Source organism: Chitinimonas naiadis, assembly GCF_054780835.1.
This window is the reverse complement of the sequence record NZ_BAAGVO010000004.1, coordinates 15,405-39,880: the sequence shown is the minus strand read 5'-3', so window position 1 is coordinate 39,880 and position 24,476 is coordinate 15,405. Positions and strand designations below refer to the sequence as shown.

Annotated in this window: 21 protein-coding genes; 14 read left to right on the top strand and 7 right to left on the bottom strand. The window is 57.4% G+C overall.

The window, feature by feature from the left end; genetic code table 11:
- Window positions 1-23: 23 nt before the first annotated feature.
- The 5 genes from ACYVHK_RS06050 to ACYVHK_RS06030 form a co-directional block, all read right to left on the bottom strand.
- Entirely contained in the window at window positions 24-416 is a 393-nt protein-coding gene (locus tag ACYVHK_RS06050; protein WP_460528665.1) for a hypothetical protein, read from the bottom strand.
- A 220-nt stretch (window positions 417-636) separates the two neighbouring features.
- The gene (locus ACYVHK_RS06045) at window positions 637-1,866 is read right to left on the bottom strand and encodes a type II secretion system F family protein (protein ID WP_460528663.1); all 1,230 of its coding nucleotides are present in this window, start codon (window positions 1,864-1,866) and stop codon (window positions 637-639) included.
- A 4-nt stretch (window positions 1,867-1,870) separates the two neighbouring features.
- On the bottom strand, window positions 1,871-3,574 hold the full coding sequence (locus tag ACYVHK_RS06040; protein WP_460528661.1) for a GspE/PulE family protein: 1,704 nt from the start codon (window positions 3,572-3,574) through the stop codon (window positions 1,871-1,873).
- A 241-nt stretch (window positions 3,575-3,815) separates the two neighbouring features.
- A complete protein-coding gene (locus ACYVHK_RS06035) occupies window positions 3,816-5,108 on the bottom strand; it encodes an N-acyl amino acid synthase FeeM domain-containing protein (protein WP_460528659.1) in 1,293 nt (430 codons plus the stop codon).
- 112 nt (window positions 5,109-5,220) lie between these two features.
- A complete protein-coding gene (locus ACYVHK_RS06030) occupies window positions 5,221-6,018 on the bottom strand; it encodes an outer membrane lipoprotein-sorting protein (RefSeq protein ID WP_460528657.1) in 798 nt (265 codons plus the stop codon).
- A gap of 57 nt (window positions 6,019-6,075) precedes the next feature.
- Here ACYVHK_RS06030 and ACYVHK_RS06025 point away from each other — a divergent pair, with 57 nt between their 5' ends.
- The 3 genes from ACYVHK_RS06025 (at window position 6,076) to pepA (ending at window position 9,474) form a co-directional block, all read left to right on the top strand.
- Window positions 6,076-6,834 carry an ABC transporter ATP-binding protein gene (locus tag ACYVHK_RS06025; protein WP_460528655.1) on the top strand — a complete coding sequence of 253 codons (759 nt, stop codon included), beginning with the start codon at window positions 6,076-6,078 and terminating at the stop codon, window positions 6,832-6,834.
- Window positions 6,835-6,994: 160 nt separating this feature from the next.
- The gene (locus ACYVHK_RS06020) at window positions 6,995-8,368 is read left to right on the top strand and encodes a DUF1302 domain-containing protein (RefSeq protein ID WP_460528654.1); all 1,374 of its coding nucleotides are present in this window, start codon (window positions 6,995-6,997) and stop codon (window positions 8,366-8,368) included.
- 272 nt (window positions 8,369-8,640) lie between these two features.
- Complete coding sequence (gene pepA / locus ACYVHK_RS06015; RefSeq protein WP_460528652.1) at window positions 8,641-9,474, top strand: flocculation-associated PEP-CTERM protein PepA; 834 nt, start codon at window positions 8,641-8,643, stop codon at window positions 9,472-9,474.
- Window positions 9,475-9,801: 327 nt separating this feature from the next.
- Here the strand turns inward: pepA and ACYVHK_RS06010 are convergent, their stop codons facing one another.
- Window positions 9,802-11,070 (bottom strand): ABC transporter permease, encoded by a 1,269-nt coding sequence (locus ACYVHK_RS06010; RefSeq protein WP_460528650.1) that lies wholly within the window; start codon window positions 11,068-11,070, stop codon window positions 9,802-9,804.
- 222 nt (window positions 11,071-11,292) lie between these two features.
- On the opposite strand from ACYVHK_RS06010, the gene ACYVHK_RS06005 reads away from it, so the two are divergent.
- Genes ACYVHK_RS06005 through ACYVHK_RS05995 form a run of 3 tightly spaced genes read left to right on the top strand, consistent with a single transcriptional unit; the run spans window position 11,293 to window position 14,126 of the window.
- A complete protein-coding gene (locus ACYVHK_RS06005) occupies window positions 11,293-11,997 on the top strand; it encodes a class I SAM-dependent methyltransferase (protein WP_460528648.1) in 705 nt (234 codons plus the stop codon).
- A 12-nt stretch (window positions 11,998-12,009) separates the two neighbouring features.
- The gene (locus tag ACYVHK_RS06000; RefSeq protein ID WP_460528646.1) at window positions 12,010-12,867 is read left to right on the top strand and encodes a ThiF family adenylyltransferase; all 858 of its coding nucleotides are present in this window, start codon (window positions 12,010-12,012) and stop codon (window positions 12,865-12,867) included.
- Window positions 12,868-12,911: 44 nt separating this feature from the next.
- Window positions 12,912-14,126, top strand: a complete 1,215-nt coding sequence (locus ACYVHK_RS05995; protein WP_460528644.1) for an ABC transporter permease — start codon at window positions 12,912-12,914, stop codon at window positions 14,124-14,126.
- Here the strand turns inward: ACYVHK_RS05995 and ACYVHK_RS05990 are convergent.
- Complete coding sequence (locus tag ACYVHK_RS05990) at window positions 14,123-14,911, bottom strand: N-acyl amino acid synthase FeeM domain-containing protein (RefSeq protein ID WP_460528642.1); 789 nt, start codon at window positions 14,909-14,911, stop codon at window positions 14,123-14,125. The genes ACYVHK_RS05995 and ACYVHK_RS05990 overlap by 4 nt on opposite strands.
- Window positions 14,912-15,383: 472 nt before the next feature.
- On the opposite strand from ACYVHK_RS05990, the gene ACYVHK_RS05985 reads away from it, so the two are divergent.
- The 8 genes from ACYVHK_RS05985 (at window position 15,384) to ACYVHK_RS05950 (ending at window position 24,475) form a co-directional block, all read left to right on the top strand.
- Complete coding sequence (locus ACYVHK_RS05985) at window positions 15,384-16,016, top strand: polysaccharide export protein (protein WP_460528640.1); 633 nt, start codon at window positions 15,384-15,386, stop codon at window positions 16,014-16,016.
- An 81-nt stretch (window positions 16,017-16,097) separates the two neighbouring features.
- A complete protein-coding gene (locus ACYVHK_RS05980; RefSeq protein ID WP_460528638.1) occupies window positions 16,098-17,657 on the top strand; it encodes an XrtA system polysaccharide chain length determinant in 1,560 nt (519 codons plus the stop codon).
- Between the two features lie 9 nt (window positions 17,658-17,666).
- Entirely contained in the window at window positions 17,667-18,641 is a 975-nt protein-coding gene (locus ACYVHK_RS05975; protein WP_460528636.1) for a tyrosine-protein kinase family protein, read from the top strand.
- Window positions 18,631-20,139 carry a porin family protein gene (locus ACYVHK_RS05970; RefSeq protein WP_460528634.1) on the top strand — a complete coding sequence of 503 codons (1,509 nt, stop codon included), beginning with the start codon at window positions 18,631-18,633 and terminating at the stop codon, window positions 20,137-20,139. The genes ACYVHK_RS05975 and ACYVHK_RS05970 overlap by 11 nt, the downstream gene beginning before the upstream one ends.
- Window positions 20,140-20,148: 9 nt before the next feature.
- On the top strand, window positions 20,149-21,285 hold the full coding sequence (locus ACYVHK_RS05965; protein WP_460528632.1) for an XrtA/PEP-CTERM system-associated ATPase: 1,137 nt from the start codon (window positions 20,149-20,151) through the stop codon (window positions 21,283-21,285).
- A complete protein-coding gene (gene wecB / locus ACYVHK_RS05960; protein ID WP_460528630.1) occupies window positions 21,282-22,448 on the top strand; it encodes a non-hydrolyzing UDP-N-acetylglucosamine 2-epimerase in 1,167 nt (388 codons plus the stop codon). Before ACYVHK_RS05965 ends, wecB begins: the two co-directional genes overlap by 4 nt.
- A gap of 17 nt (window positions 22,449-22,465) precedes the next feature.
- The gene (locus ACYVHK_RS05955; RefSeq protein ID WP_460528628.1) at window positions 22,466-23,359 is read left to right on the top strand and encodes an XrtA system polysaccharide deacetylase; all 894 of its coding nucleotides are present in this window, start codon (window positions 22,466-22,468) and stop codon (window positions 23,357-23,359) included.
- A gap of 3 nt (window positions 23,360-23,362) precedes the next feature.
- Window positions 23,363-24,475: a FemAB family PEP-CTERM system-associated protein gene (locus tag ACYVHK_RS05950; RefSeq protein WP_460528626.1), complete on the top strand. Its 1,113-nt coding sequence runs from the start codon at window positions 23,363-23,365 to the stop codon at window positions 24,473-24,475.
- Window position 24,476: the final 1 nt, after the last annotated feature.

Sequence of the window (24,476 nt, the reverse complement as noted above, 5' to 3'; positions counted from 1 at the left end):
GCCGGCATAAGCCGGCCCTCGCATCAGGGGACTACCGTCAGAACCACATTGGCATTGTTCGCCACACCGTTGACTGTCGAGGTCACCGTGCAGTTGAACTGGGCACCGACAGCGGTAGGCAAGGTGCCCGATAGCGCAATGGTATAACCCGTTGGCGCCGTGGCCGAGCCATTACCAATCAGGCCCCAGGCATCAGCGCAGGCCGCGACAGGTACACCACGACGAGATGCGACTGCGACACCATTGGCGGCATCCACACTGCGCGCAGCATAGTTGATCGTATTACCGGAATTGATGGCGGCGACGGTACCTGCGAGAGACGATTTATTTGCATCGCCAGCCAGATCAAAGAAACGGGGAAGTGCAACCGCTGCCAATATGCCGAGTATGACAATCACCATGATCAGTTCAATCAAAGTGAAGCCAGCCTGATTCTTCCTCATCAGTTTTCCCTCCTGCTCGTACTGCCTGGGTGACGGGCGTATCGCCCGAATATACCTTGAGCCGCCATTTTTTATACCCGGCCTGTTTTAATTACCTTGTGCCGGTGAGTCCCTTTTCGGGATATATCTGATGCTAGACGGCGAAAGTAACAATCGCAAACAACATAAGATTTTCTTTCCCCCTGTATTGGGCTCAGTGATTGCCCTGCATCGCCACACGACCCAAATCCCATATTGGCAGGAATACTCCGAGGGCGAGCACCAATACCACCCCGGACAACACCAATATCATCAAAGGTTCGATCTTGGCGCCCAGCGTCGCAACACCATAATCCACCTCACGCTCATACATATCGGCAATTTCACCCATCAATTCATCAAGCTCTCCGGTCTCCTCCCCAACCGCAATCATCTGCAATACCGCCGGCGTAAAGACCCCCGTTGTCGCCGCAGTCTGTAAAACACTCTCCGCCCGCTCGATACCTTGCCGCATCTGCTCAATCCGCTGAGCGATGTAATCGTTGTCCACAATCCGCGTCACCACCGCCATGCCCTGCAATACCGGCACACCGCTTTGCAAGGTCATCGACAAGCCTCGGGCGAAGCGCGCCAACGTTGCCTTGTGGATGATGTCGCCCACGATCGGCAAGCGCAGCTTCAACTTGTGCCAGCGATAACGCCCGTCCTCCGAGCGCAGGTAGAAGTACACGCCGGCAACAAAGGCAACCAGCGCCGCCAAGATGGCTGGGCCATGCGCCAGCGTGAAATCCGAAATGGCAATCAGCAGATTGGTCAGAAAAGGAAGCTGGGCGTTGAATCCCTTGTAGACCTTGGCAAAGGCGGGAATCACGAACACATTGATCGTCGCGATGGCGATCATGACCCCGATCAGCACAAAACTGGGGTAGCGCAACGCCGCGCCGATCTGCCGCCGCGTTGTGCTCTCGAACTCAAGGTAATGGAACAGCCGCAGGAAAATCTCGTCCAGCCGCCCCGTCAGCTCCCCCACCTGAACCAGGCTGATGAAGAAAGGGGAGAACACTTCGCCGCGCATACGCATGGCCTGGGACAGCTCCCGCCCGGTATCGAGCTGATCGCGCAGCTCCTGGATGACCGTCGCCATCTTCGGGTTGGCACTCGACTGCTGCAGGCCAGCCAGCGCGCGCATGATCGGAATCCCGGCTTTCAGCATGGAATGCATCTGGCGGGTAAAGAGCAGCATATCCTCGTTGCTGACCCGCTCCAGCTTGAACAGATTGCGCAGCGCAGCCGTCCCCTCCGCCAGATTGTCTTCCTGGATGCTGATGGGCACGACCCCGCTATTGAGCAACTGGCTGGCGAGACTATCCTGGCTACTCGCCGACTGCTTTCCGGTTACCATCTCGCCGCGCTTGTTCCGGCCACGGTAGCTGAAGCTTCGCATGCCGTCATTCCTCAGGGAGGTTGTTGAGGCGTATGACTTCCTGCAGCGTCACCTGGCCAGATTCCATCAAGCGCAAAGCCTGGTCATACAAGGTCGTGCCGCGCATCTGCGCCTGCGCCGCCAGGATAAAGGCAGCGGTATCACCTTTGCCGATCAGCTCGGTCAGATTCGCGTCCATCTCCAGCATCTCGTAAATACCAACCCGACCGCTGTAGCCACTCTGGTGGCACTGGCTACAACCCGCACCCCGCTTGAGCCGCAATGACAGGGCGCTCTCGCCGTAGGTGCGGTTCAACCATTCGGTCTCTTGCGGCGTCAGCTCCGCCCCTTCCATGCAGTTGTGGCAAATCAGGCGGATAAGGCGCTGCGCAATCACCGCCTGAAGCGACACCGCCACCAGATAGCTGGGAATACCCATGTCCAGCAGGCGCACCGGTGTATTGGCCGCATTGCGGGTATGCAGGGTGGTCAGGACCATGTGGCCGGTCATCGCGGCCCGCATCCCGACCTGCGCCGTTTCCTGGTCACGCATTTCCCCCACGAGTATCACGTCGGGATCCTGCCGCAACACCGACCGCAATACACGGGCGAAGCTGAGCTCTATCTTCTCGTTGACCTGGATCTGGGTGATATTGGGCAGGCGATACTCGATCGGGTCCTCGACCGTCACGATCTTGATCTGAACGTCATTGATCTCGCTGACGGCCGCATACAGCGTACTGGTCTTGCCGCTACCGGTCGGTCCAGTCACCACCAGCATGCCGCTGCTGCGGTTCAATATGCCGCGCAGGCGCTTCAACAGCTCGGCAGGCATCCCCAGGCGATCAAGCTGAAGCGCGTTCTCCGCCTGGCTCAATAAGCGCATGACGACCGATTCACCGTACGGGGTCGGCATGGTGGATATCCGCACATCCAACGGCCCCTTGCGCACCGTCATCTGGAAACGGCCATCCTGGGGCAGCCGCCGCTCGGAAATATCCAGCCCAGCAATCAGTTTCAGCCGTTGGGCGAGGGCAGGGGCAATCTTGATATCCCCCACCGTCTGCAATTGCAGCGCGCCATTGATACGGAACCGGATGTTGATACTGTTTTCCTGGGGCTCGATATGGACATCGGATGCGCCTACCTGCGTCGCATCCTCGAACAATGACTGGATCAGCTTGGCAACCGGTGCCTCCTCCTGTCCGCCCACATTGGCAAACAGGTCCTTGAGCGTATCCACCTCGCCAATATCTTGTTCCAGGGCGCGCGCGTGGCCACTGATCTCGCCGGTACGGCGATAGACCGTGTCCAGCATAGGCAGCAGCTCTCCCTCCAGCAGGATGGCGAGCGATAACTCCCGCTTCAGGACAGACGAGATTTCGTCATAGGCATAGAGATCGGTCGGGTCGCACATGCCGACCAGCATATTGCCGCGCCGCTCCTCCAGCAGGAGCGCCCGGGAACGACGTGCCTGTACTTCCGGCAGTTGACGGGAAAACGTCGGGTTGAGCGGGAATTGCTTGAGACTGATGAAGGGAATGGACAACTGGACAGCGACAGCCTGGCAAATTTCCTGCTCATTGGCATAGCCACTTTCGACAATGATCTTGCCCAGACGACGACCACTGCGCTGCTGCTCATCGAGCGCACGCTTGAGTTGCTCCTGAGTAATGATCCGATGCTGGATCAGTACCTCGCCCAGCCGGAATCGAACCTGTTTGGGCACACCAACCTCCTGCTATGCGAGACCTTCTTGGCAGGTCTTCACTTTTGTCGATAGCAGCAAGACATCATGCCTTGCAATTGCTGCTCGATATATTTCTAGTCCAGATATCGGACGCTGACCACCCGACCCAAAGATAATATATTCAGTTCATCATGAATGCATGAATCGGCCGGTAACCAATCGGAAAGGAAGGCTTCAGCCAGAGGGGTTGGCAGGGCTAAATATCTGGTGACAGCTCTGGCTACTTGCTCTTGCCGTGCAAATCACCATGGGTCGTGCCCTTATACAAGGCAGAAACAAAGACACTCCAGATCGAATCAGACTGGGACAGATGAAAACCGTAAAAGCCCTGGCCGACCTCGCGCACTACCTGGGCCTTGAGATGAGAAATATCAGCCTCGCCTAATTGAACAGTCGTTTCCGCCCAAGTATCCAGGGGGACCGGAATGAAGGCGCGTGCCTGGAAACCCTCATAGGAAACCTGAATGACATCGATCGGTACGCTGGCCTTTTGTCCATCCGAGGTAAAATAGGAAAGTTCGCCCGGGCATTTAACCGAAAAACGTTCATGTCGACGTACGGGTGCGGTCACTTCCTCCCTATGTACCTCTGGCAAATATTGGCGGTACTCGGGTAGATCGTAAATATCATGCAACAAGGCTTTTTGCCGCTCGTCCAGATTCTCGAATACTTGCGTGCGCACATTGAAGAAATGATTCAGCAGCTCGGGCGTCAATACCGGGTCATTGGTCGTGTAGTAGCGTCGCTGCGGTAGTTTTATGTTTGGCAGTTTCACCTGCGTAAAATAGGCATGCAGATTCCGCTTGGCGGTCTTTGCCGCATAATAACGTTTGAATATCTGCTCAGCCATATGCAAATCCAGCGTCGCCCCTACCGCCGGCGCACCATTCACAAAGTCATAATTCTCTACCATGTTCGCCGTCAATCGACGAAAGAACAATAATGACTCATACATTTCAATATGACTGGGATTGACAGCAATGACCAAATGGCGGGTATCGAAAAACGTCGTGCAATATTCATACATGAACTTCATCAAGGGAAAAAGAATACTCCCCCCCGTCTTGCGGAACTTCCGATGAACCGCCAACGCCGATACTTCCGCAATATTGCCTTCCTGCGCCCGTACTTCCGTCAGGTCAAAAATACGCTGGAGGGGAAAACCCAATGCGCTTTCACGTATCAATGACAAGGTGCCGATGACCTCCCCATCGTACTTGGCACATAGCGTGGTGGTGGTCGGCAGTGCATGGTAGACAGTGACCCGCATCCCCGAGGGATGCGGCTTCATGAAGCCCACACCCACATAAGCGTCGTGCAGCAAGGAGAAGCAGGCCTCAAGCTCCTCCTGGGTTTCGGCGATCTTCAGGACCAGGCGCTCGGTAGGGGCGGGGTCACAATCGACAAAGGAGCGGTAAACCGCAAATTTCTTGCTCTGGGGAAGAGAATTGATCAGCCGTCGTACAGATTGATGCAAGAGTTTCCGCACCATCAGCAGGCTTCTGTTGATCATGTCATTTCCTTCCCATGAGCGCATGGCAGGCTAATGCCCGCCATCTCATAATGCACAAAAGGTAAATCATTATCTCAACAACTGACCTATCTTGCCCAACCAGTTATTTAACTTATTCCAGCTTCTTTAAATAATCTTTTGTAAATATCTTGTCTGGCAAATCCCGCAACTTCATACCTGCGTATTCCAGAATGGATTGCTCACCTTTACGCAAGGCGTCCTCCATTACCAAGCGCGTCGGTCGCTGCTTGCCTTCCATCATCTGGAAATTTTCATACTTGCAGGTCTTCAACAGCCGGTTCGACAAAGAATAAAACTCTGCCTTATAGGGCCAGAAGTCCTTTTGCCGCACCCAGTAGATGACGCGCTGGTAGGTAACGCCACGATCGACGGCATTGAGTTCCAGTACATGGTAGGTCTCGCCGCCTATCGTTTCTGACCTTAGCAGCTTGGGGTTGTAATCGCTGGCAAAATTTGCGCGAGCTAAATCACCATTTGCTACTTGACCAGTCAGGCGCTGCGACAAGGCAATCCGTATGGGCTGCGAGACTTCCGGCATGAACACCCAAAGATCGCGCCCTTTCATCAGCAAAATCTGGCCACGGTCCGAGGCCGGCTCCGTCACCATCACCACCGTATTGCTATTACCTTTTGATAAGACCTTGTACTTCCTGGCTTCCGCGGCTTGTCCCGGCTGCGTGCTGGTTACACCAATCTCGACCTGAAATCCTTCAGCGGGAAATCGTACCTGATCCGCCTTTTCGACAATGCTGCGGGCTAATACATCATCCGTAGCTAATATAGGTGCAGTTTCTTCAGCAAGGCTAAATGTGCCGCCAATTGCCAGCGCAACAGACATTAACGCAGCAGCAACCTTGACACACGAATGCCTGATGACGATGATTTCCATTAGTCTAGTCCCCATTGTGCTGATGACAGATAATTTATCTGCAGAGAGTGACGCCGAATGAGCGTTGTCCGTATAGAGCACGTCTACAAAGATTATCTGCTCGGTGATCAGAAAGTCCAAGCGCTCAAAGACATTACGCTCTCGTTCGAGCCCGGTGTCTTTCTGGCTATTGCCGGCCCGTCCGGCAGCGGCAAGACCACCTTGCTGAATCTGATCGGTTGCATCGATACACCGACCAGCGGAAAAATCTTCATCAACGATCAGGATGTCAGCGGCCGTACACCCGATCAGTTGGCAGACTTGCGTGCCCACACTATTGGTTTCATTTTTCAGACTTTCAACCTGTTGCCTGTCCTGTCGGCGATGGAAAACGTCGAATACCCCTTGCTACAGCGCAGCGATGTTTCACGCGAGGAACGTCACCGCCGCGTGATGTCGTTTCTCGATATCGTCGGCCTGTCCAAATACGTCCATCACAGGCCAAACCAGTTGAGCGGCGGACAAAGGCAGCGTGTGGCCATTGCTAGAGCGCTGGCCATCCATCCAGCCATCGTCCTGGCGGATGAACCTACCGCCAATCTGGATCACAAGACGGGTGAGGAGATACTCACCCTGATGAAGCAGATCAATCGGGAATTCGGCACCACCTTCATCTTCTCCACCCACGACAAGCGTGTCATCGCCAAGGCAGACCGGCTGGTAAGGGTAGAGGACGGCGAGATTGCCGTACTGGGCGTGCGTTCCGACACCGAATGGTCCCTGGCATCTCAAAAACGCGCCAAGCAAGGCGGCGCAGCACAAACACATGCAAGATAGGCTTGAAAGGGGAGATATGCGCCGTAAGAGTGCATTGCGACGACGTAGTAAAACACTACTGGCCGTCGGGCTGGCGCTGATATCGTGCTGCGGCGCAGCCGGCGTCAGCGAGCCATCGACGATATCATCGCAAGCAGTGCTCCCACTCGGGAACCTGCCATTGGGCTTTGATTCCTACGGTAACTATCGTGCCCGTGCCAGCTACGGCGTACAGCTGGCCATGGATACCGACACCGAAAAACGCCCGGGCAGCAAGGACGCGCTATTCGATGACGATCCGGTCGAACAGCCTGTGACCAGCAAACCTGCGCCATCCAGTCGTTCTGGCTCATCGCTGAAGGGCTACCTGCAGGCGGAAGCCGCACGTACCACCGCAGATCCTGCACATTGGTCAAAGCTGCGCATGCTGGCGGATCTCGGCTCTCAGGGCACCCTGGGTAGCGGCGTCAAGTGGAAACTCGGCGCGAAGTTCGCCTATGACGGTGCCTACGATCGCGGTGACTACTACCCGCGCGATGTCGCGCGGAACCAGCGTTTTGAAGCCGCACTGCGCGAGAACTACCTCGATTTCGGCACCGATGAATGGGAGTTCCGGCTAGGACGCCAGCACGTCATCTGGGGTGAAATGGTCGGATTGTTCTTTGCGGACGTGGTTTCGGCACGTGACATGCGCGAGTTCATTCTGCCGGAGTTCGACGCCTTGCGTACACCGCAGTGGGCGACACGGGCCGAGTACTTCAAGGACGACTTTCACGCCGAGTTCCTCTGGGTGCCGGTGGCCAGCTACGATCAGATCGGCAAGCCTGGCGCGGATTTCTACCCCTATCCTCCGTTCCCAGCCGATGTCCCGGTGCAGTTCCGTGCCGAGCGTCGTCCCAATCGCAATCTCGCCAATACCAACTACGGTGTGAGGCTATCCACGCTGCAAGGCGGATGGGATGTATCCGGCTTTGCCTACAGCAGCATGGATGTCACACCAACGTTCTATCGGGAGATCGTCGCTACGCCACAGCCGTCGCTGATCTACGAAGCGCGGCATGACCGTATCCGGCAGTTTGGCGGAACCCTTGCCAAGGATTTCGGCTCCTTCGTACTGAAGAGCGAAGCTGTCTATACTCGCGGCCGCAAGCTGAATGTCCTGCGCGTCAATGCCGAAAACGGCCTTGCTCCCCAGAACATGCTCGACTGGGCGGTAGGGCTCGACTTCACTCCCCAGGACGACATGCGCTTCAACGTGCAGCTCTTCCAGCGGGATATCTACTCCCGTGATCCGGACATCCTCCCCAAGCAGCACGAGAGCGGCTACAGCCTGCTGCTGAACTACAAGTTCACCGACAAGCTCGAGGCCCAGGCGATCTGGATCTCCAGCCTGAATCGGACGGACTGGTTGCTCCGCCCCAGATTGACATGGAGCTTCGAAAAGAACTGGCGTCTGGTATTGGGTTCCGATGTCTTCAAAGGCCCCGAGCAGGGCCTCTTTGGCCGATTCGACCAGCAGGACCGGGTCTATTCAGAACTGCGCTATAGCTTCTGACATCTTACGACGATTGCTGATCACCAGGACTGGCGGGCAGGCTGCCGCCAGTCTTGTCAATCACCACCCATACCCCAAAGTAACTACACTTTTCCTGGTGCCTAGCAGGCCTCGCAAAGACTGTCGAGTTTTCTTACACAGTACTGCCACAAAAACTCAACAAGCAATTTAATACCATGAATTTATTGAGTTTTTTATTTTGGCACGCATCATGCTACTAGTTGGTCGGGGCCAAATTACAGGCGGCTCGTTTACCACTAGGAGCTATTGATATGAACAAGTTTGTAAGCAAGACCATCACCGCCTCGGCCCTGGCTGTTGCCATGGCCTTCGCCGGTGGTGCTGCACAAGCAGCAACAGTCGGCTCGCCCGCAGTGATCCAGGAAGGCGGCATTCCTGGTACGGCGACTCACCTCATGGGTGTGGATCAACTCAGCGGCCAATACGATGAAGTATTCACCGCAACCGGTCCCGGCACTTTCCTGACCGAAGCCATCTTCAACGCAGGTGCGTGGTTCAAGAACGGCTCGGTCGTCCTGTCCCAGTTGAACGGCTTTGGTGCCAACGGCTACAACCTGTACGCCAAGTTCTCGTCGACGGGTACCTTCGCACCGTCCGGTACGGGCTTCACCTTCACCGGTGGTTCGGCTTACCTGGAAATCTGGGCGGATGTAGACCAGAACACCGACTATGACGTCGCTGCTACCGCAGTGGGCAACGTCAGCAACCTGAATCTGGTCTCGGGTGCAGGCACCGACAGTGACGACATCATGCTCGGTAGCGCAGCACTGCTGCTGGCTGGTGAAGGCAACGCAGGCGGCGGTCTGGCCAACGGTAACTTCGAACTGGTATTCGGTGGTTTCACCCTGACCAGCACCGGCTCGAGCTACTTCGTGGCACCGAATCCTTTCTACGTGATCCTGGACTTGAACGGTAACTTCCAGAACTTTGTCCCGGTCTCCGGCCAAAGCATCCAGTTGCTGAACAACTCCGCCAATGCCTTCTTCGTGCCTGAGCCAGGTGTCCTGGCATTGGCCGGTATCGGTCTCCTCGGCCTGGCCCTTGGCCGTCGCCGTGGTGCACGCAAGACGGAAGTCGTAGCCTGATTGCGCAAGCGCTCATAGCTCCGCGCTGAAGCAGCACCAAGAAGGCCTGGCATTGCCAGGCCTTCTGCTATTTCAGCAGCACGCAGCGCAGGTCAGCCAGGCCCGTCACATCCAGCCAGGCCTCGCCTTACAGCAAAGACCACCATGCCTGATTCAGGCACCGAAAGGCGATCAGTCGATGTGCCATGCAAGCCTTGCGGAAAGCTTGATTAGGGTAGGGTGCGTAGAGAGGGGCACGGAATGACGCAGGCCAATAAGACAAACACAGCCATCAGATGGTCACCGCAAGCTAGTAGCGAATCCGTCTCTGGCCCCTTGCAGATCCGCTCAACGATTGGTCCTCAAAGCATCGACAATCTGCATTCTCGATGCTTTCCAGGCCGGATAGATACTCGCTAGCAAGGTCGTCAGCACAGCCAGAACGAATGATTCTGATGCCAGGCCGCCGGTGACCAGGATACGTGCGGTATAGCTGTCTGCCATGCCCGGCGGCGGTGGCATCGGAATGCCAACCAGCGAGATGAGATAGGCAAGCAGGCCACCCACCACCAGGCCTATCGCGGCCCCCACGACGCCCAGCAGAAAACCCTCGGTCAGAAACAGCTGCATGACAGCCTTGCGCCGAATGCCCAGCGCCATCATGGTACCGATCTCGCCGGTACGCTCCATGACCGCCATCATCATGGTATTAGAGATACTCAAGACGATGATGATGCCGATAATCATCTTGACCGTGCCGAACTGCTTCTTCAACAAGGTCTCGCTCTTGTTATAGAAGTCAGCCAGTTCGCGCCACTCAATCGCCTGCAAGCCCGATTTCCCAAGGATGGTCTTCACCTCCGCCAATCTCGGCTTGGTCAGCTCGGTATCCTTGAGCGCCACGACCCAGACATGGGCCCCTTCCACGCGGATCAGCTTGCGGGCCAGCAGGATAGGCATGCGCAGGGCGACGTCGTCGTAGGCCTTGGTAATGGTCGAGAAAATACCGCGCACCTTAACCTCGGTCGCATTCATCCCTCCCTTGGCAGGAGAGGAAAGCAGCACGATCGAATCCCCCACGCGCGCACCAAGGTTCGCGGCCAGGCCTTGGCCGAGAATGATGCCCTTGGGATCATCCTCAGCCAGGTTCTTGCCATCCCGTATCGTCAGTGAACGGCTCAGGTTGCGCTCACTGGCAGGATCCACACCCTCACCGATAAACGATATGGTCGAATCGCCCAGACTGGCCAGGCCGCTCAAGGACAGGCGGGGCCCCACCGTCTCCACGCCACCAAGCTTGCTGATGCGCTCGAGCTCGGGCGACCCTTTCGGAAGCAGGTAGTTATAAGGGTCCGCGATCCCCTTTTCGTAATAATCCTGCCGGACGATCTGAATATGTCCCAATTGGGAATGGATCGTGGAATCACGTCCGAACCATAAACCCCATTCGATAAATCCACCGGCCAGCACAAGTGCAACCACACCAAAACCCACTGCAATCACTGCCAGCGCAGAGCGTCGCCGCTGCCTGTACAGGTTTCGGAATGCAATGCGGAAGGTTTTGATCATCTGGTGGCCGTTTAATAAGTAAATACTTAAATACAAGCAATCGAACAAGTCGGTCTTGTTTATCCCGCCAACACTCGTATTGTGCCGTGTTGGGCTATATTGGAACCCAATATACTGGGGTTGGCGCAGTCTTTGGTTGTGCCATGCTGTAACTCTAGAACAGGATTGCCCACTCGCTTGCTCATAGCGAAGAAAGTAGTCAGTCTTCCCGGTTTAAAGGTGCAAGCGTAACAGGCACCGCAGAGCAATAATTGTCTATAGGGGGTCAGAATGACCAGTCATCCGGCTCGTTCCACCAAATCACGGGATGAAATCGCCCTGGCTTATAAATCCGAGCCATGGTGGTATGACGTCAGAGGCTTCTTTATCCTGACCTTTGCCTACAACACCACGTTGCCCGCGCAACTTCGGCTGTTTGGTCGAAATTTCGGCAACGAACACCTTGAGATCGCCATCGGATCCGGTACTTTTCTTGCCATCGTCCTGCGCTGGCGCCAATGGAAAGGACTACCCAAGGTCCGGATCACCGGCGTGGACTATGCCGAATCCATGCTGGCCGGCGCCATGCGGCGCTACGCCAACGATGCCGACATGCGGCTTGAGCTTGCAGATGCCGCGGCGCTGCCGTTTGAAGACAACACATTTGATACCGCCAATATTGCCAATGCCGTGCATTGTTTCCCGGATGTCGATGGCGCTTTCCGCGAAACATTGCGGGTATTGAAGCCCGGCGGCTGCATGGTTGCCAATGTGATCCTCTATCCGGAAGGCATACAGCCGTTCAAATGGATAGCCGAGAAGATCAACGCCTGGGGCATCCGCAAAGGCATCCTGTACACGCCTTATTATCGCGATGACGTGCGCCGGCGCCTGCTGGCAGCAGGTTTTGAAATTTCCTTCGAAGAACGGGCCGGCAACTGCTACAACGTGCGCGCCTACAAGCCCAAGGCCGGCACCAGTACGCCGGCCCCCTGACGAGTCTACGCAATGGAATACGACTACAAGCTCGGTGTGTCCCGCAATATTGGCTGGGTAACCGAGGCAGAACAGCAAAAACTGCGTGGCGCACGTGTCGCCATCGCGGGTCTGGGTGGCGTAGGGGGGGCACACCTGCTGACACTGGCTCGCCTGGGAGTAGGTGCGTTCAACCTTGCCGAATTCGATCAGTTCGAGGTCCAGAACTTCAACCGACAAGTCGGCGCCACGCTGCCCAATCTGGGGCGCAGCAAGCTGGACACGCTGATCCAGATGGCCAAGGATATCAACCCCGAGCTGTCGATACGACGATTTGAAGAGGGGGTCAATGAGGCTAACCTGGACGAGTTCCTCAGCGGGACCAGCGCCTACGTCGACGGATTGGACTTCTTCGTCCTGAATATCCGCCGGAAAGTCTTCGCAGCCTGCGCCAGCAAGGGCATCCCGGCGCTAACCGCCGCACCGCTGGGAATGGGGGTCGCCCTGTTGTACTTCAAGCCCGGCGGTATGACCTTCGACCAGTACTTCCGCCTCGAAAACCAGTCCCAATTCGAGCAATACGCACGCTTCATCGCCGGCCTCTCGCCCGCCATGCTGCAGCGCGACTATCTGGCCGTGCCTTCCGCCGTCAATTTCCTGGAAAAGCGCGGCCCCTCCACCATGATGGCCTGCGACCTGTGTGCCGGCGTGATGGGGACCGAGGTGCTGAAAGCCATCCTCGGACGTGGCAAGCAGCGTGCAGCGCCCTGGGGCATGCACTTCGATGCCTATCACCAGAAAATGTCGCTGACCTGGCGACCATGGGGCAACGCCAACCCCTTGCAGCAATTGATGCTGTTATTGATACGCAAGAAACTCAAGGGCGCCTAGCACATGACGGGTAGGTCACTGCAAGCAAAGGGAAGGGCGCTGCCATGATGCTGCGACTCGCGGCTCGCAACGTGCTCAGGCACAAGGCGCGCACCTCGATCACCCTCGCCGCGATCGTCATCGGCGTGGTAGGGCTGATTCTGACTGGCGGCTTCGTCCAGGACCTGTTCATCCAGCTCGGCGAAGCGATCATTCATTCGCAAACCGGCCATGTGCAGGTATACCGCAAGGACTTTCTGGGCAAAGGCAGCCGACAACCCGAGCGCTATCTCATCGATGCGCCGGACAAGCTGGCACAGCGTATTGGAGCCTTGCCCGAAGTGGGTCAAGTCACCGCTCGGCTCAACTTTACGGGATTGCTCAACAACGGCAAACGAGACCTGGCCATCGTCGGAGAGGGCATAGAGCCCGACAAAGAGGCCGAAATCGGCACCTACCTGACGATCTCGAAAGGCAGGCAGCTCACCAGCAAGGACAGCAACGGCATCCTGATTGGCCAGGGGGTGGCGCACTCACTGGCCCTGTCACCCGGCGATACCGTCATGTTGCTGCTCAACACGGCGGATGGCGCACTGAACAACCAGGAGTTCATCGTCACCGGCGTGTTCCAGAGCTTCTCCAAGGACTTCGACGCTCGCGCCGTGCGTATCCCACTCAATGCGGCCCAGGATCTGCTGGCCAACACCGGTTCGAACCTGCTGGTTGTCATGCTGAAGAGGACGGACGACACCAATGCTTTCCTTGGCAAGCTGCCTGAGGCATTGAAGGGAACCCAACTGGAATTTACCGGCTGGCGTCAGCTGTCTGATTTCTACGACAAGAGCGTCAGCATGTATGACCGGCAGTTTGGCGTGCTGCAGTGGATCATCCTGATCATGGTGTGCCTGTCGGTCGCCAATAGCGTCAACATGAGTACTTATGAGCGCCTGGGAGAGTTCGGCACCATGCGTGCCGTCGGCAACAAGGGCTCCAGCGTCATGCGATTGCTCCTGATCGAGAGCGTATTGCTCGGTCTCGTCGGAGCGACCCTGGGTTGCCTGCTCGGTATTGCAGCCGCCAAACTGATCTCGGCAATCGGCATCCCCATGCCACCACCGCCAAACGCCAGTGTGGGCTACACCGCCTTCATACGGATCGTGCCATCGGCGGTGATAACCGCTTTCATGGTCGGCCTCTTCGCCACCGTTCTTGCCTCTGTCGTGCCAGCCTATCGGGTGTCACGTACCCATGTAGTGGATGCCTTGCGCAAGAACATCTAGATGGCAGGCTGCGACACCTGAAATATTCGCTGACTCAAACCCTCGACTTCGCTCAAGGGGAAGAAGTAGGGATAGAGAGATTGCCTGGCTTTTTCAAGGCGACCGGCATGACGGGCAATCTGTGCTTCCACATAGCTTGCCTCCACATGCATCAGCACCGCAGGCGCCTCGACCCGCGCGCAGGTCCGCTGTTCACCTGCGACCTGGAACCCCAGCAATCGGCGATAGAATCCCACATGGCGTGGATTGACTTCGATCACGGCATCGCTCATGCCCATGTGCCGGCCGAATAGATGCAGCAGATGAAACAATGAAGCCAGCAACTCCATCGAACTGGAACGGTTATCGACGGCGAGTCGCGTGAGCTCGCATACTTTGCGCCCCTGACTGCGCAAGACGTCAATCTCCCGCTTGTAGAGATCATCCGCCTGCAGGCCATGGCCCGTATCGATATTGAGTGTCAGCGTCCCCAAGGTCGACTCACTGCTGCACGCCTGTAGCGTTGTCCGTCCAAGCCCGGACAGGACATCATCTTCAGAACGATCCAGCATATAGCCGCGCCAGCTGTACATACGATCCACTAACAAGCCAATATCGGCATGGTTCGCGCGGGTATTGGCGAGCCGTATCTGAAAGTGCTCTCGCTCAACCAGCAGTTGCCCTTCGGAACCGAGTGTCGTATCCGGGCTATCCCACTGTGTCTGAGTGACGATGAATCCATCCATCCTGGCCGCATCTGCAATGGCCATGCTGGAATCCTGGTTGCTAGCCTCGAGAAATGACATGAGAATATCCAGTCTCAAAATATTCCGTTTATTAGAATAATGTTTATTAGAATATTATTCTTCGACATTCCTACTCCAGGTACTTAGCGCAAATTTAGCGGCGCACCCCTATTTATTACTTTGCGCGCCGTCGCTGAATAAGCATACACTGTGCCAAGATTGTAGCGCCCGTGAATACTGGCGATTTCAATGGATTTAAAAGCATATTCTTATCTTTGAAGAATGGAATTTGTCGCTACTCAGCGACAATGAAGGCAGGGCTGTAGCGGCCATCTCGACCACAACCCAACGGCAAACTATTGATTTTTAATCAGATAGCGAGATTTTAGCCGCGTGTCGGGTGGTGGCGACAGTCACGCCCGGAACGCACCCGCGTCGGGCAGGTTGCGAGTTCTATAATTCTCGGCAGAATAATGCGTTTTGAATTACCCTTGAACCGTTTCGCGGCATTGGAATTTGAGGAGAATAGAGAATGGCTTTCAGCCTGTATAACAATGTTGCCAGAGTATTACGGGCCGGTATTATTTGCGGCCTGGCTATCTGGCTAGCTGGTTGTGCCACCAAGTACCCGGCGGCTCCCGTTGCAGCTGCATCACCGGAATACAACTACCTTATTGGCCCGGGTGATTCGGTCAATATTGTGGTGTGGCGCAATCCAGAGTTATCCATGACCGTGCCTGTGCGTCCGGACGGTAAGATCGCCGCCCCGCTGGTGGAAGATCTGATCGCGCAAGGCAAGGATGCATCGACCCTCGCCCGCGATATTGAAAAAGCACTCGGCAAGTTTATTCGTGATCCTGTCGTCACCGTCGTCGTGACCACCTTTGTCGGCCCTTATAGCGAACAGATCAGGGTCGTGGGTGAAGCCGCCAAGCCGCAGACACTCCCTTACAAGCAAAAAATGACCCTGCTGGACGTCATGATCGCCGTAGGCGGTGTCACCGACTTTGCTGATGGCAACGGGGCAACCCTGCTACGCACTTCGGAAACCGACAAGAAGCAGTACAGCGTGCGGGTCAAGGATCTGATCATGCGCGGCGATGTGTCGGCCAATGTGGAGATGAAGCCCGGTGACGTGCTGATCATCCCGCGCAGCTGGTTCTGATCCGGATAAGTGATATTCGCTGCCGCGGTGCCGAGATGCACCCGGCAGCACGTGATTCATACTTTGTGAAATCTGAAACTGATGGATGAACTGATACGCCAGGTGACCACGGTCCTCCGGGAAATGTGGAAGCGTCGCTGGCTCGGGTTGATTGTTGCCTGGGTCGTGGGAGCCATTAGTGTGGTCGTTTTGTTGCGCATCCCGGACAAGTACGAGGCAAGCGCACGCATCTTTGTCGACACGCAATCCATACTCAAACCGCTGATGTCGGGCCTCGCCGTCGAGCCGGATCTCGACCAGCAGATTCTGATACTCAGCCGCACGCTGATCAGTCGCCCCAATGTGGAAAAACTAATCCGCATGGCAGACCTGGATCTCGCCATCAAGACCAAGGCCGGCCAGGATGCACTGGTCGATGACCTGATGAAGACCCTGGAGATCAAGAGTACCTCCCGGGACAATCTCTATACGCTTTCCTATCGGGATACAAAGCCGGAGCATGCCAAGCGGGTAGTGCAATCGCTGGTGTCGATCTTTGTGGAGTCCAGCCTGGGCGACAAGCGCAAGGACACGGACTCCGCCAAGAAATTCATTGATGACCAGATCAGGACCTACGAGAAGAAGCTTGAGGAGGCAGAAGGCCGCCTCAAGGACTTCAAACTCAGGAACCTGGCACTGCAAGCTAGCGACGGAAAAGACTTCTTCGCGCGGATAGGCGAAACCAGTGCAGAACTGGAGCGAGCCCGGCTCGAACTGCGAGAGGCCGAAGATTCGCGCGATGCCTTGAAGCGGCAGGTGCTTGGCGAGGACCCGGTCCTGCTGCCCGATGCGTCGGAATCAACCGCAGGCGTCTCCGTACCAGAGATCGATGGCCGCATTGATGCCATGAAGCGCAACCTGGATGCATTGCTGCAACGCTTCACCGAGCAGCATCCGGATGTCGTCAGCACGCGTCGCCTTATCAAGGAGCTGGAAGATCAAAAGCGCCAGGAAATCCAGGTTCGCAAGAAGATCGCACAGAACAATCCAGCCTCGCCGGTGAACAACAATCCGGTCTACCAGCAACTGAAGATTTCTCTGGGTGAGAGTGAAGCGACCGTTGCCTCGCTGCGCACCCGGGTTGCCGAGTACACCGCCCGATACGGCCAGTTGAAGAATTCCGTTCGCCTGATCCCGCAGATCGAAGCTGAATTGACGCAGCTCAATCGCGACTACGAGATCAACAAGAAGAACTATGAAAGTCTGGTTGCTCGGCGTGAATCCGCGACCATGTCAAGCGATATGGAAGCGGGTGTCGGTGGTGTGGATTTCAGGCTGATCGACCCGCCACGCGTCTCGCCTCAACCGGTAGCGCCTAATCGTCTGCTGTTGCTGCCCCTGACGTTGCTCCTGGCACTGGGTGCGGGTGTATTGGCAAGCTTCGCAGCGAGCCAGATCCGTCCGGTCGTCTTCGACGCCAAGGCACTGCGCGAGCTTAGCGGCCTGCCTTTGCTGGGCACGATCTCCATGCTGGTCGATGACTCGGTCAAGCGCCGTGAACGTAAAGACAGGATGCGCTTTGTTGCCGGGCTGGTTTCCTTGGTTGGTGTGTATGGAGCAGGCTTTGCCATGCTGTTCCTGCTCTCGGCCCGTAATGTTTGAGGGTGATTGATGAGTCTTATAGAACAAGCGGCGAAACGCCTGGCGGAACTGCGTCAGGCTGGGGTCGATATCCCCGAAGCCCTGTCCGATGCGGAAGCGCGCGTGGCGCCAAGCCTCCCGGAGCGCGCAGCGGCGGTGATTCCTGAAGCGGAATCGCTGACCGTCCCGCATGTAACGCCAGCCCCTATCCCCCAAGAGACACACGTCACGCCAACCAGCATCCCTGCACCGACACCGCTGACCGCCAAGTCGCGCGGCGTCAACCTGGATCTGAACGCGATCGCCGCCGCCGGCATCATTCGTCCGGATGCACCTCGCTCGCAGCTGGCCGACGAGTTCCGGGTCGTCAAACGCCCCTTGATCGCCAACGCCCTGGGCAAGGGTGCCGCCCCGATCAAGTACGGCAATCTGATCATGGTGACCAGTGCGCTGCCGGGTGAGGGCAAGAGCTTTACCGCCGTCAACCTGGCAATGAGCATCGCCATGGAACTCGATACGACTGTCATGCTCGTCGATGCCGACGTGGCCCGACCCTCCGTCCTGAAGATGCTGGGGCTGCCTGCAGCACCGGGCTTGCTGGACGTATTGGTCGATGAGTCCATGGACCTTTCCAAGGTACTGCTGCGCACCAATGTCGAGACATTGACCATCCTGCCAAGCGGCACGCAGCATCCCCGTGCTACGGAGCTGCTGGCCAGCGACGGCATGATGCGGTTGCTGGAGGATATGGCGAATCGCTACCCGGACCGGATCATCATTTTTGATTCGCCGCCCTTGCTGGTCACCACCGAAGCGCGCGTGCTTGCCACCCATATGGGTCAGGTTGTCATGGTTGTGCGGGCCGAAAGTACCGCGCAGAGCGACATCAAGCATGCTTTGGCGGCGATCGACACCTGCCCGGTCAAGCTGATGCTGCTCAACCAGGCCCGCGTCGCCGCACAAGGCGGGTACGGCTATGGCTACGGTTATGGCTATGGCCAGTAGGGTAGGCGCTTACTCCCTGCGCAGCCTGCTGGGCGCCGCATTGATCGCATCCACCCCTGGCGCATTGGCTGCGGGGTGGGAGTTTGCGCCGCGCGTCACCGTCGGTGGCACGGCCTCGGACAACGCCACCCTGTCGGATACCGACAAGCAGAGCGACTGGACCACGGAGTTGAGTCCCGGCATACGCGTCAAGGGATCGGGCGGGCGGCTGACGCTGAATTTCGACTACAGCCTGCGTGCCCTGAACTATGCCCGGCATAGCAAGGGCAACGATGTCCAGCATGCACTCAACGCCTTCGGCACGCTGGAGGCTTGGGAGAAATGGCTGTATGTCGATGCAAGCGGGGTCATCACCCGCCAAGCAATATCCGCCTTCGGCGGCACCTCCTCCAACACCAGTATCGATACCAACTCCACGGAAACGGCCAGCTACCGTGTCGCGCCGTATATCCGGGGGAATGTCGGTTCGCTGGCGGAGTACCGCCTGCGCTATGAGCGCATGGCCACGCGCTCCAAATCCGATCAGGTTTCCGACATCGATAGCGGCAACTGGTCCGGCAATCTGAAGGGCCTGTCGCAACTGGCAAGCCTAGGTTGGGCACTGGATGCCAACCACCAGAGCACCAGCTATGAGAACGGCCGCCATAGCGTAGCGGATCGGCTTCGTGGCAGCCTGATCTACCAGACCAGCCCGCAAATCAAGATTTCGCTTTTTGGCGGGCGTGAGGCCAATGACTACGCCAGCATCAACAAGGAATACTGGACGACCTGGGGCGCAGGCGCCGAATGGTCGCCAAGCCCGCGGACCCAGCTCGCAGTGAGCCGGGAACGCCGCTTCTTTGGCGATGCCAACAGCGTGAGCTTTACCCACAGGACGGCGCTCACGTCCTGGAAGCTCAGTAGCAGCAAGGACGTCACCATCCTGCCCAATCAGCTCAATACGGTCAGCCTGGGGTCCTACTACGACCTGTATTTCAACCTTTATCAGACGATAGAGCCGGATCCGGTCAAGCGGGCGGCGTTGGTTGAGAACTTCCTGCGCCTCAACAACATCCCCACCAACGGCACGGTGCTGGGTGGATTCCTGACCTCCAATGTCACGCTGGAGCAACGGCACGATGCCTCCTTTGCGATTCTTGGCAGCCGGAACACCATCGTGCTGACGGCCACGCAGAGTCGCCAGAGTGCCTTGCAAACCGGCGTTGGCGTTCCTGATGATTTTTCCAAGACCCAGAATATCCGCCAACGCGGCCTGGGCCTGAACTGGGCTTATCGACTATCGCCCTTGTCATCCGTGACTGCGTCTTTCTCCAAGGTGAACAGCAAGGGATTGTCTGATCCTGCGCTGGAGACTACCCAGGACATCATGCAGTTGATCTTTACGACCCAACTCTCGCCCAAGACACGTGCCAGCATTAGTGCAAGACACACCGCCACTGATGGCAGCACGGCCTACAGCGAGAATGCCGTGACGGGTTTCCTGTCACATGAGTTTTAGCCTGTTCCTATGTATGAATCCTTTTACGGCTTGTCCAGCAAGCCTTTCCAGCTCAACCCGGACCCTTCGTTCTATTTCGGCAGCAAGCAACATCAGCGTGCTTCTGCCTACCTGGAGTACGGGCTGCATCAGAACGAAGGCTTCATCGTCGTCACGGGTGAGGTCGGCGCCGGCAAGACCACCATTGTCCGAGGGCTGCTGAACAAGCTCGACCCTGAAAAAGTCGTTGCGGCCCACCTGGTCAGTACCCAACTGGATGCCGAAGAAACCTTGCGCATGGTCGCGGCGGCATTCGGGATACGTACCAAGAACCTCGGTAAATCGGACATATTGCTGGCACTGGAAGCGTTCCTGGTGGAAGTAACCCGCCAGGGCAAACGCTGCCTGCTGATCGTTGACGAAGCGCAGAACCTGACGCCCAGGGCGGTCGAGGAATTGCGCATGCTGTCCAACTTCCAGCTGGATACCCACGCCTTGCTGCAGAGTTTCCTGATCGGTCAGCCGGAGTTCCGCAGCATCATGCAAAGCCCGCACATGCTGCAATTGCGCCAGCGGGTCATTGCTGCCTGCCATATCGGGCCGATGGACAAGAGCGAAACGCGCGGCTACATCGAGCACCGCCTGAAATGTGCCGGCTCGAAGGGCTGGCCCAAGTTCGAGGCAGGTGCCTTCGAAGCGATATTCCTCGCCAGCAACGGCATCCCCCGCCGCATCAATTCCCTGGCGGACCGGATCCTCCTGTCGGGTTTCCTGAGCGGAAATCGGACCTTCACCCGGGAACAGGTGCAGGAAGTTGCCAATGAATTGAATGCCGAGACGCAATCCTCGGCCTACTCCCTGAGCACGGAGCCCGCACCGGGTAGCTTGACGGACATCGGGGCGCAATTGGCGGAAGGGAGCGCACTGGAGAGTGAACTGGCACGACTGGAGTTGGATATCAACGGTGCCATCGAAGCATCGCGGGCCAATTCCGACCTGAAGGCCGACCAGACCGAGCAAAGACTGATGCGCGTGGAGCGCAGCATGATGCGGCTGGAGCGGCACATGATACATCTCGAACGCGGCAATGCCGCCATGCTGTCGCTGTTGCAGCAACTGGCCAATACCGCTCGGGTAGAACAATCGGATGAGGAGAAGCTGGTTTGAAACACGATGTTTGGCCTAGTGCATTGGGCCCGGTCATATGCGTAGTGGGTGCTCGCCCGAACTTCATGAAGATGGCGCCGATCCTGCGCGCCTTTGCCAACCACCAGCCACCGATCCCAACCTTGCTGGTCCATACCGGCCAGCACTACGACAACGATATGAATGATCGGCTGTTCGTCGATCTGCGGCTGCCGCACCCTGATGTAAATCTGGAAGTCGGCTCGGGCACGCACGCAGTGCAAACGGCCGAAGTCATGCGCCGATTCGAACCGGTGCTGGATGAGCACAAGCCTTCCTGCGTACTGGTCGTGGGCGATGTCAACTCAACCCTCGCCTGTACCCTGGTCGGCGTAAAGAAGGGCATTCCGGTTGTTCATGTCGAAGCTGGCCTGCGCAGCTACGACCGCGCCATGCCTGAAGAGATCAACCGCGTACTGACCGACCAGATTGCCGACCTGCTCTATACGACGGAGCGCAGCGCACACGACAACCTCCAGCGCGAAGGCATCGCCAGCGAACGCGTCCGTTTCGTTGGCAATGTGATGATCGACTCCTTGCTCGCCAATCGTGAAATGGCACAAGCGCCCACCAAGACGTTGACAGCTTTCAAGGCCGATACGGCGCTGCTGGAATCTGCCAGCGGCTATGGTGTGGTGACCCTGCACCGCCCCTCCAATGTGGACCAGATAGAGACCTTGCGGCCGCTACTGGAGACCCTGCGCCAAGTCTCGGAACAACTGCCGCTGATCTTTGCGCTGCATCCGCGGACTCGCGCCAATATCGAACGTTTCGGACTGAGCGGACTACTGGCCAACGGACGCATCGTGCTGTTGCCACCGCAAGGTTATCTGGAAATGCTGGGGCTGAACGCAGGCGCACGCTTGGTCCTGACCGACTCGGGTGGCCTGCAGGAAGAGACCACCGCACTGGGCGTTCCCTGTCTCACGTTGCGTGACAATACCGAGCGTCCGATTACCGTGGAAAGTGGCACAAATACACTGGTCGGTAGTGACCACCTTGCCATACTGCGGGGCGTGGAAGAGATTCTGGCTGGCGGCGGCAAATCGGGCCGGGTACCGGAGTACTGGGATGGCCGAGCGGCGGAACGCATTGCCGCCGACCTTGCGGGCTGGCTGATTGATCGCCTGCAACAAGCAGGCTAGCCGAGGTGGGAGGGGGGATGAATTCCAACAATATCAAGAATGCCTTGACCATCGATGTCGAGGACTACTTCCAGGTTTCGGCCTTTGCGCCCTACATACGGCGCGATCAATGGGATACGCGCGACTGCCGGGTGGAGCGGAATATGGAGCGTATCCTGGCCCTGCTTGAAGCACGGCAGGCCAAGGCCACGTTCTTCACCCTGGGCTGGATAGCGGAACGTTATCCGCAAGTGGTGCAACGCATCGTGGCCGGGGGGCACGAGCTGGCCAGCCACGGCTACGGGCATCAGCGCGCGTCCGAGTTGAGCGAGGCTGATTTCCTCGATGACATCACCCGCTCCAAGCAGTTGCTGGAGGATCTGTCGGGCCAGGAAGTAAAAGGTTATCGCGCACCGAGCTTTTCGATCAGCACGGCCAATCTCTGGGCGTTCGACTGCCTGGAGAAGGCGGGCTATCGCTACAGTTCCAGCATCTACCCGATCCAGCATGACCACTACGGCATGCCGGATGCACCGCGCTTCGCTCACCAGGTACGCAAAGGGCTGCTGGAGGTGCCGGTCACGACAGCCCGTCTGTTTGATCGTAACTGGCCAGCCAGCGGTGGCGGCTATTTCCGGCTGATGCCCTACCAGATGTCGCGCTGGTTGCTGCAGCGGGTTAACCAGGTAGACCAGCAAGCCGCGATCTTTTATTTCCATCCATGGGAAATCGATGCAGAACAGCCAAGAATCGATGGCATCAACCTGAAGACCCGGTTTCGGCATTACCTCAACCTGCACCGGATGGAAGCACGCCTGCAGCGCCTGCTTGGCGATTTCAACTGGGGACGCATGGATGAGGTGTTCCTGACGCCATCGCAAGTACAGCCCAGCCCGATCACCTCCGCCCAACCGTCACTGGTAGCGAAGTAAGCCATGCTCGATACCTTACCCACAACGGATGGCCAGGCCATCGACACGGTCGCGACTGTGTCCGGCAAGAACCCGGCTGCCTTGCGCATTGCGCAACTGGACGTGAATGACGCTGTGACTGCGGCACGCTGGGACGCTTTCATCGCCCAATGCCCGCAGGCAACCTTCTTTCACAAGGCGGCCTGGCAGCGCATTATCCAGAACGTCTTCCGCCATAAAACCTACTTCCTGTATGCCGAGCGGGCAGGGCAGATCGAAGGCGTGCTGCCGCTGGGGCATGTCAAAAGCCTGCTGTTCGGCAACGCCCTGGTCTCGCTCCCCTTCGCCGTCTACGGCGGCGTGGCGGCCAACAGCACCGCCGTTGCCACCGCCTTGGTGACGGAGGCGCAGGTCCTGTCCAAGCAGATTGGTGTCGCACATCTCGAGCTGCGCAACTTGCAGCAACAGCACCCGGACTGGCCGACCCAGGATCTCTACGTCAGCTTCCGCAAGACATTACTGCCAGAGGTCGAAGCCAATATGTTGGCCATCCCGCGCAAGCAGCGCGCCATGGTCCGCAAGGGTATCAAGCATGAACTGAGCAGCGAGATCGATACCTCCGTGGATCGCTTCTTCGCCCTCTACGCCGACAATGTGCATCGGCACGGCACGCCGGCCTTGCCCAAGGCCTATTTCAGGGCGCTGCAAAAGGAATTCGGCGCTGACTGCGAAATCCTGACCGTGATCGACAAGTCAGGCCGCCCCTTGAGCAGCGTGCTGAGCTTCTACTTCAGGGACGAAGTCCTGCCTTACTACGCCGGCGACGACACCAGTGCCAGGGAGTTGGCGGGGAATGACTTCAAGTATTGGGAACTGATGCGCAGGGCGTGCGAGCGCGGCATTCAGGTATTCGACTACGGCCGGAGCAAGCAAGGTACCGGCTCCTACGCCTTCAAGAAGAACTGGGGCTTTGAGCCACAGCCGCTTTATTACGAGTACTGCCTGTACGGTCGCGACGCAATACCGCAGAACAACCCGTCCAACGCCAAATACCGCCTGTTTATCGAAGCCTGGCGGCGCATGCCGCTCGGTCTTGCCAACTGGCTCGGGCCGTTTATCGTACGTAACCTAGGTTGAG

What these genes read in the sequence shown, in the direction of transcription:
- ACYVHK_RS06030 (WP_460528657.1), bottom strand. Translation starts at nt 6,018, where the DNA reads ATGGAAATCATCGTCATCAGGCATTCGTGTGTCAAGGTTGCTGCTGCG.
- ACYVHK_RS05950 (WP_460528626.1), top strand. Translation starts at nt 23,363, where the DNA reads ATGCTCGATACCTTACCCACAACGGATGGCCAGGCCATCGACACGGTC.
- ACYVHK_RS05965 (WP_460528632.1), top strand. Translation starts at nt 20,149, where the DNA reads ATGTATGAATCCTTTTACGGCTTGTCCAGCAAGCCTTTCCAGCTCAAC.
- ACYVHK_RS05975 (WP_460528636.1), top strand. Translation starts at nt 17,667, where the DNA reads ATGAGTCTTATAGAACAAGCGGCGAAACGCCTGGCGGAACTGCGTCAG.
- ACYVHK_RS05995 (WP_460528644.1), top strand. Translation starts at nt 12,912, where the DNA reads ATGATGCTGCGACTCGCGGCTCGCAACGTGCTCAGGCACAAGGCGCGC.
- ACYVHK_RS05955 (WP_460528628.1), top strand. Translation starts at nt 22,466, where the DNA reads ATGAATTCCAACAATATCAAGAATGCCTTGACCATCGATGTCGAGGAC.
- ACYVHK_RS06035 (WP_460528659.1), bottom strand. Translation starts at nt 5,108, where the DNA reads ATGATCAACAGAAGCCTGCTGATGGTGCGGAAACTCTTGCATCAATCT.
- ACYVHK_RS06005 (WP_460528648.1), top strand. Translation starts at nt 11,293, where the DNA reads ATGACCAGTCATCCGGCTCGTTCCACCAAATCACGGGATGAAATCGCC.
- ACYVHK_RS05970 (WP_460528634.1), top strand. Translation starts at nt 18,631, where the DNA reads ATGGCCAGTAGGGTAGGCGCTTACTCCCTGCGCAGCCTGCTGGGCGCC.
- ACYVHK_RS06045 (WP_460528663.1), bottom strand. Translation starts at nt 1,866, where the DNA reads ATGCGAAGCTTCAGCTACCGTGGCCGGAACAAGCGCGGCGAGATGGTA.
- ACYVHK_RS06025 (WP_460528655.1), top strand. Translation starts at nt 6,076, where the DNA reads ATGAGCGTTGTCCGTATAGAGCACGTCTACAAAGATTATCTGCTCGGT.
- ACYVHK_RS05985 (WP_460528640.1), top strand. Translation starts at nt 15,384, where the DNA reads ATGGCTTTCAGCCTGTATAACAATGTTGCCAGAGTATTACGGGCCGGT.
- ACYVHK_RS05980 (WP_460528638.1), top strand. Translation starts at nt 16,098, where the DNA reads ATGGATGAACTGATACGCCAGGTGACCACGGTCCTCCGGGAAATGTGG.
- ACYVHK_RS06000 (WP_460528646.1), top strand. Translation starts at nt 12,010, where the DNA reads ATGGAATACGACTACAAGCTCGGTGTGTCCCGCAATATTGGCTGGGTA.
- ACYVHK_RS05990 (WP_460528642.1), bottom strand. Translation starts at nt 14,911, where the DNA reads ATGTCATTTCTCGAGGCTAGCAACCAGGATTCCAGCATGGCCATTGCA.
- pepA (WP_460528652.1), top strand. Translation starts at nt 8,641, where the DNA reads ATGAACAAGTTTGTAAGCAAGACCATCACCGCCTCGGCCCTGGCTGTT.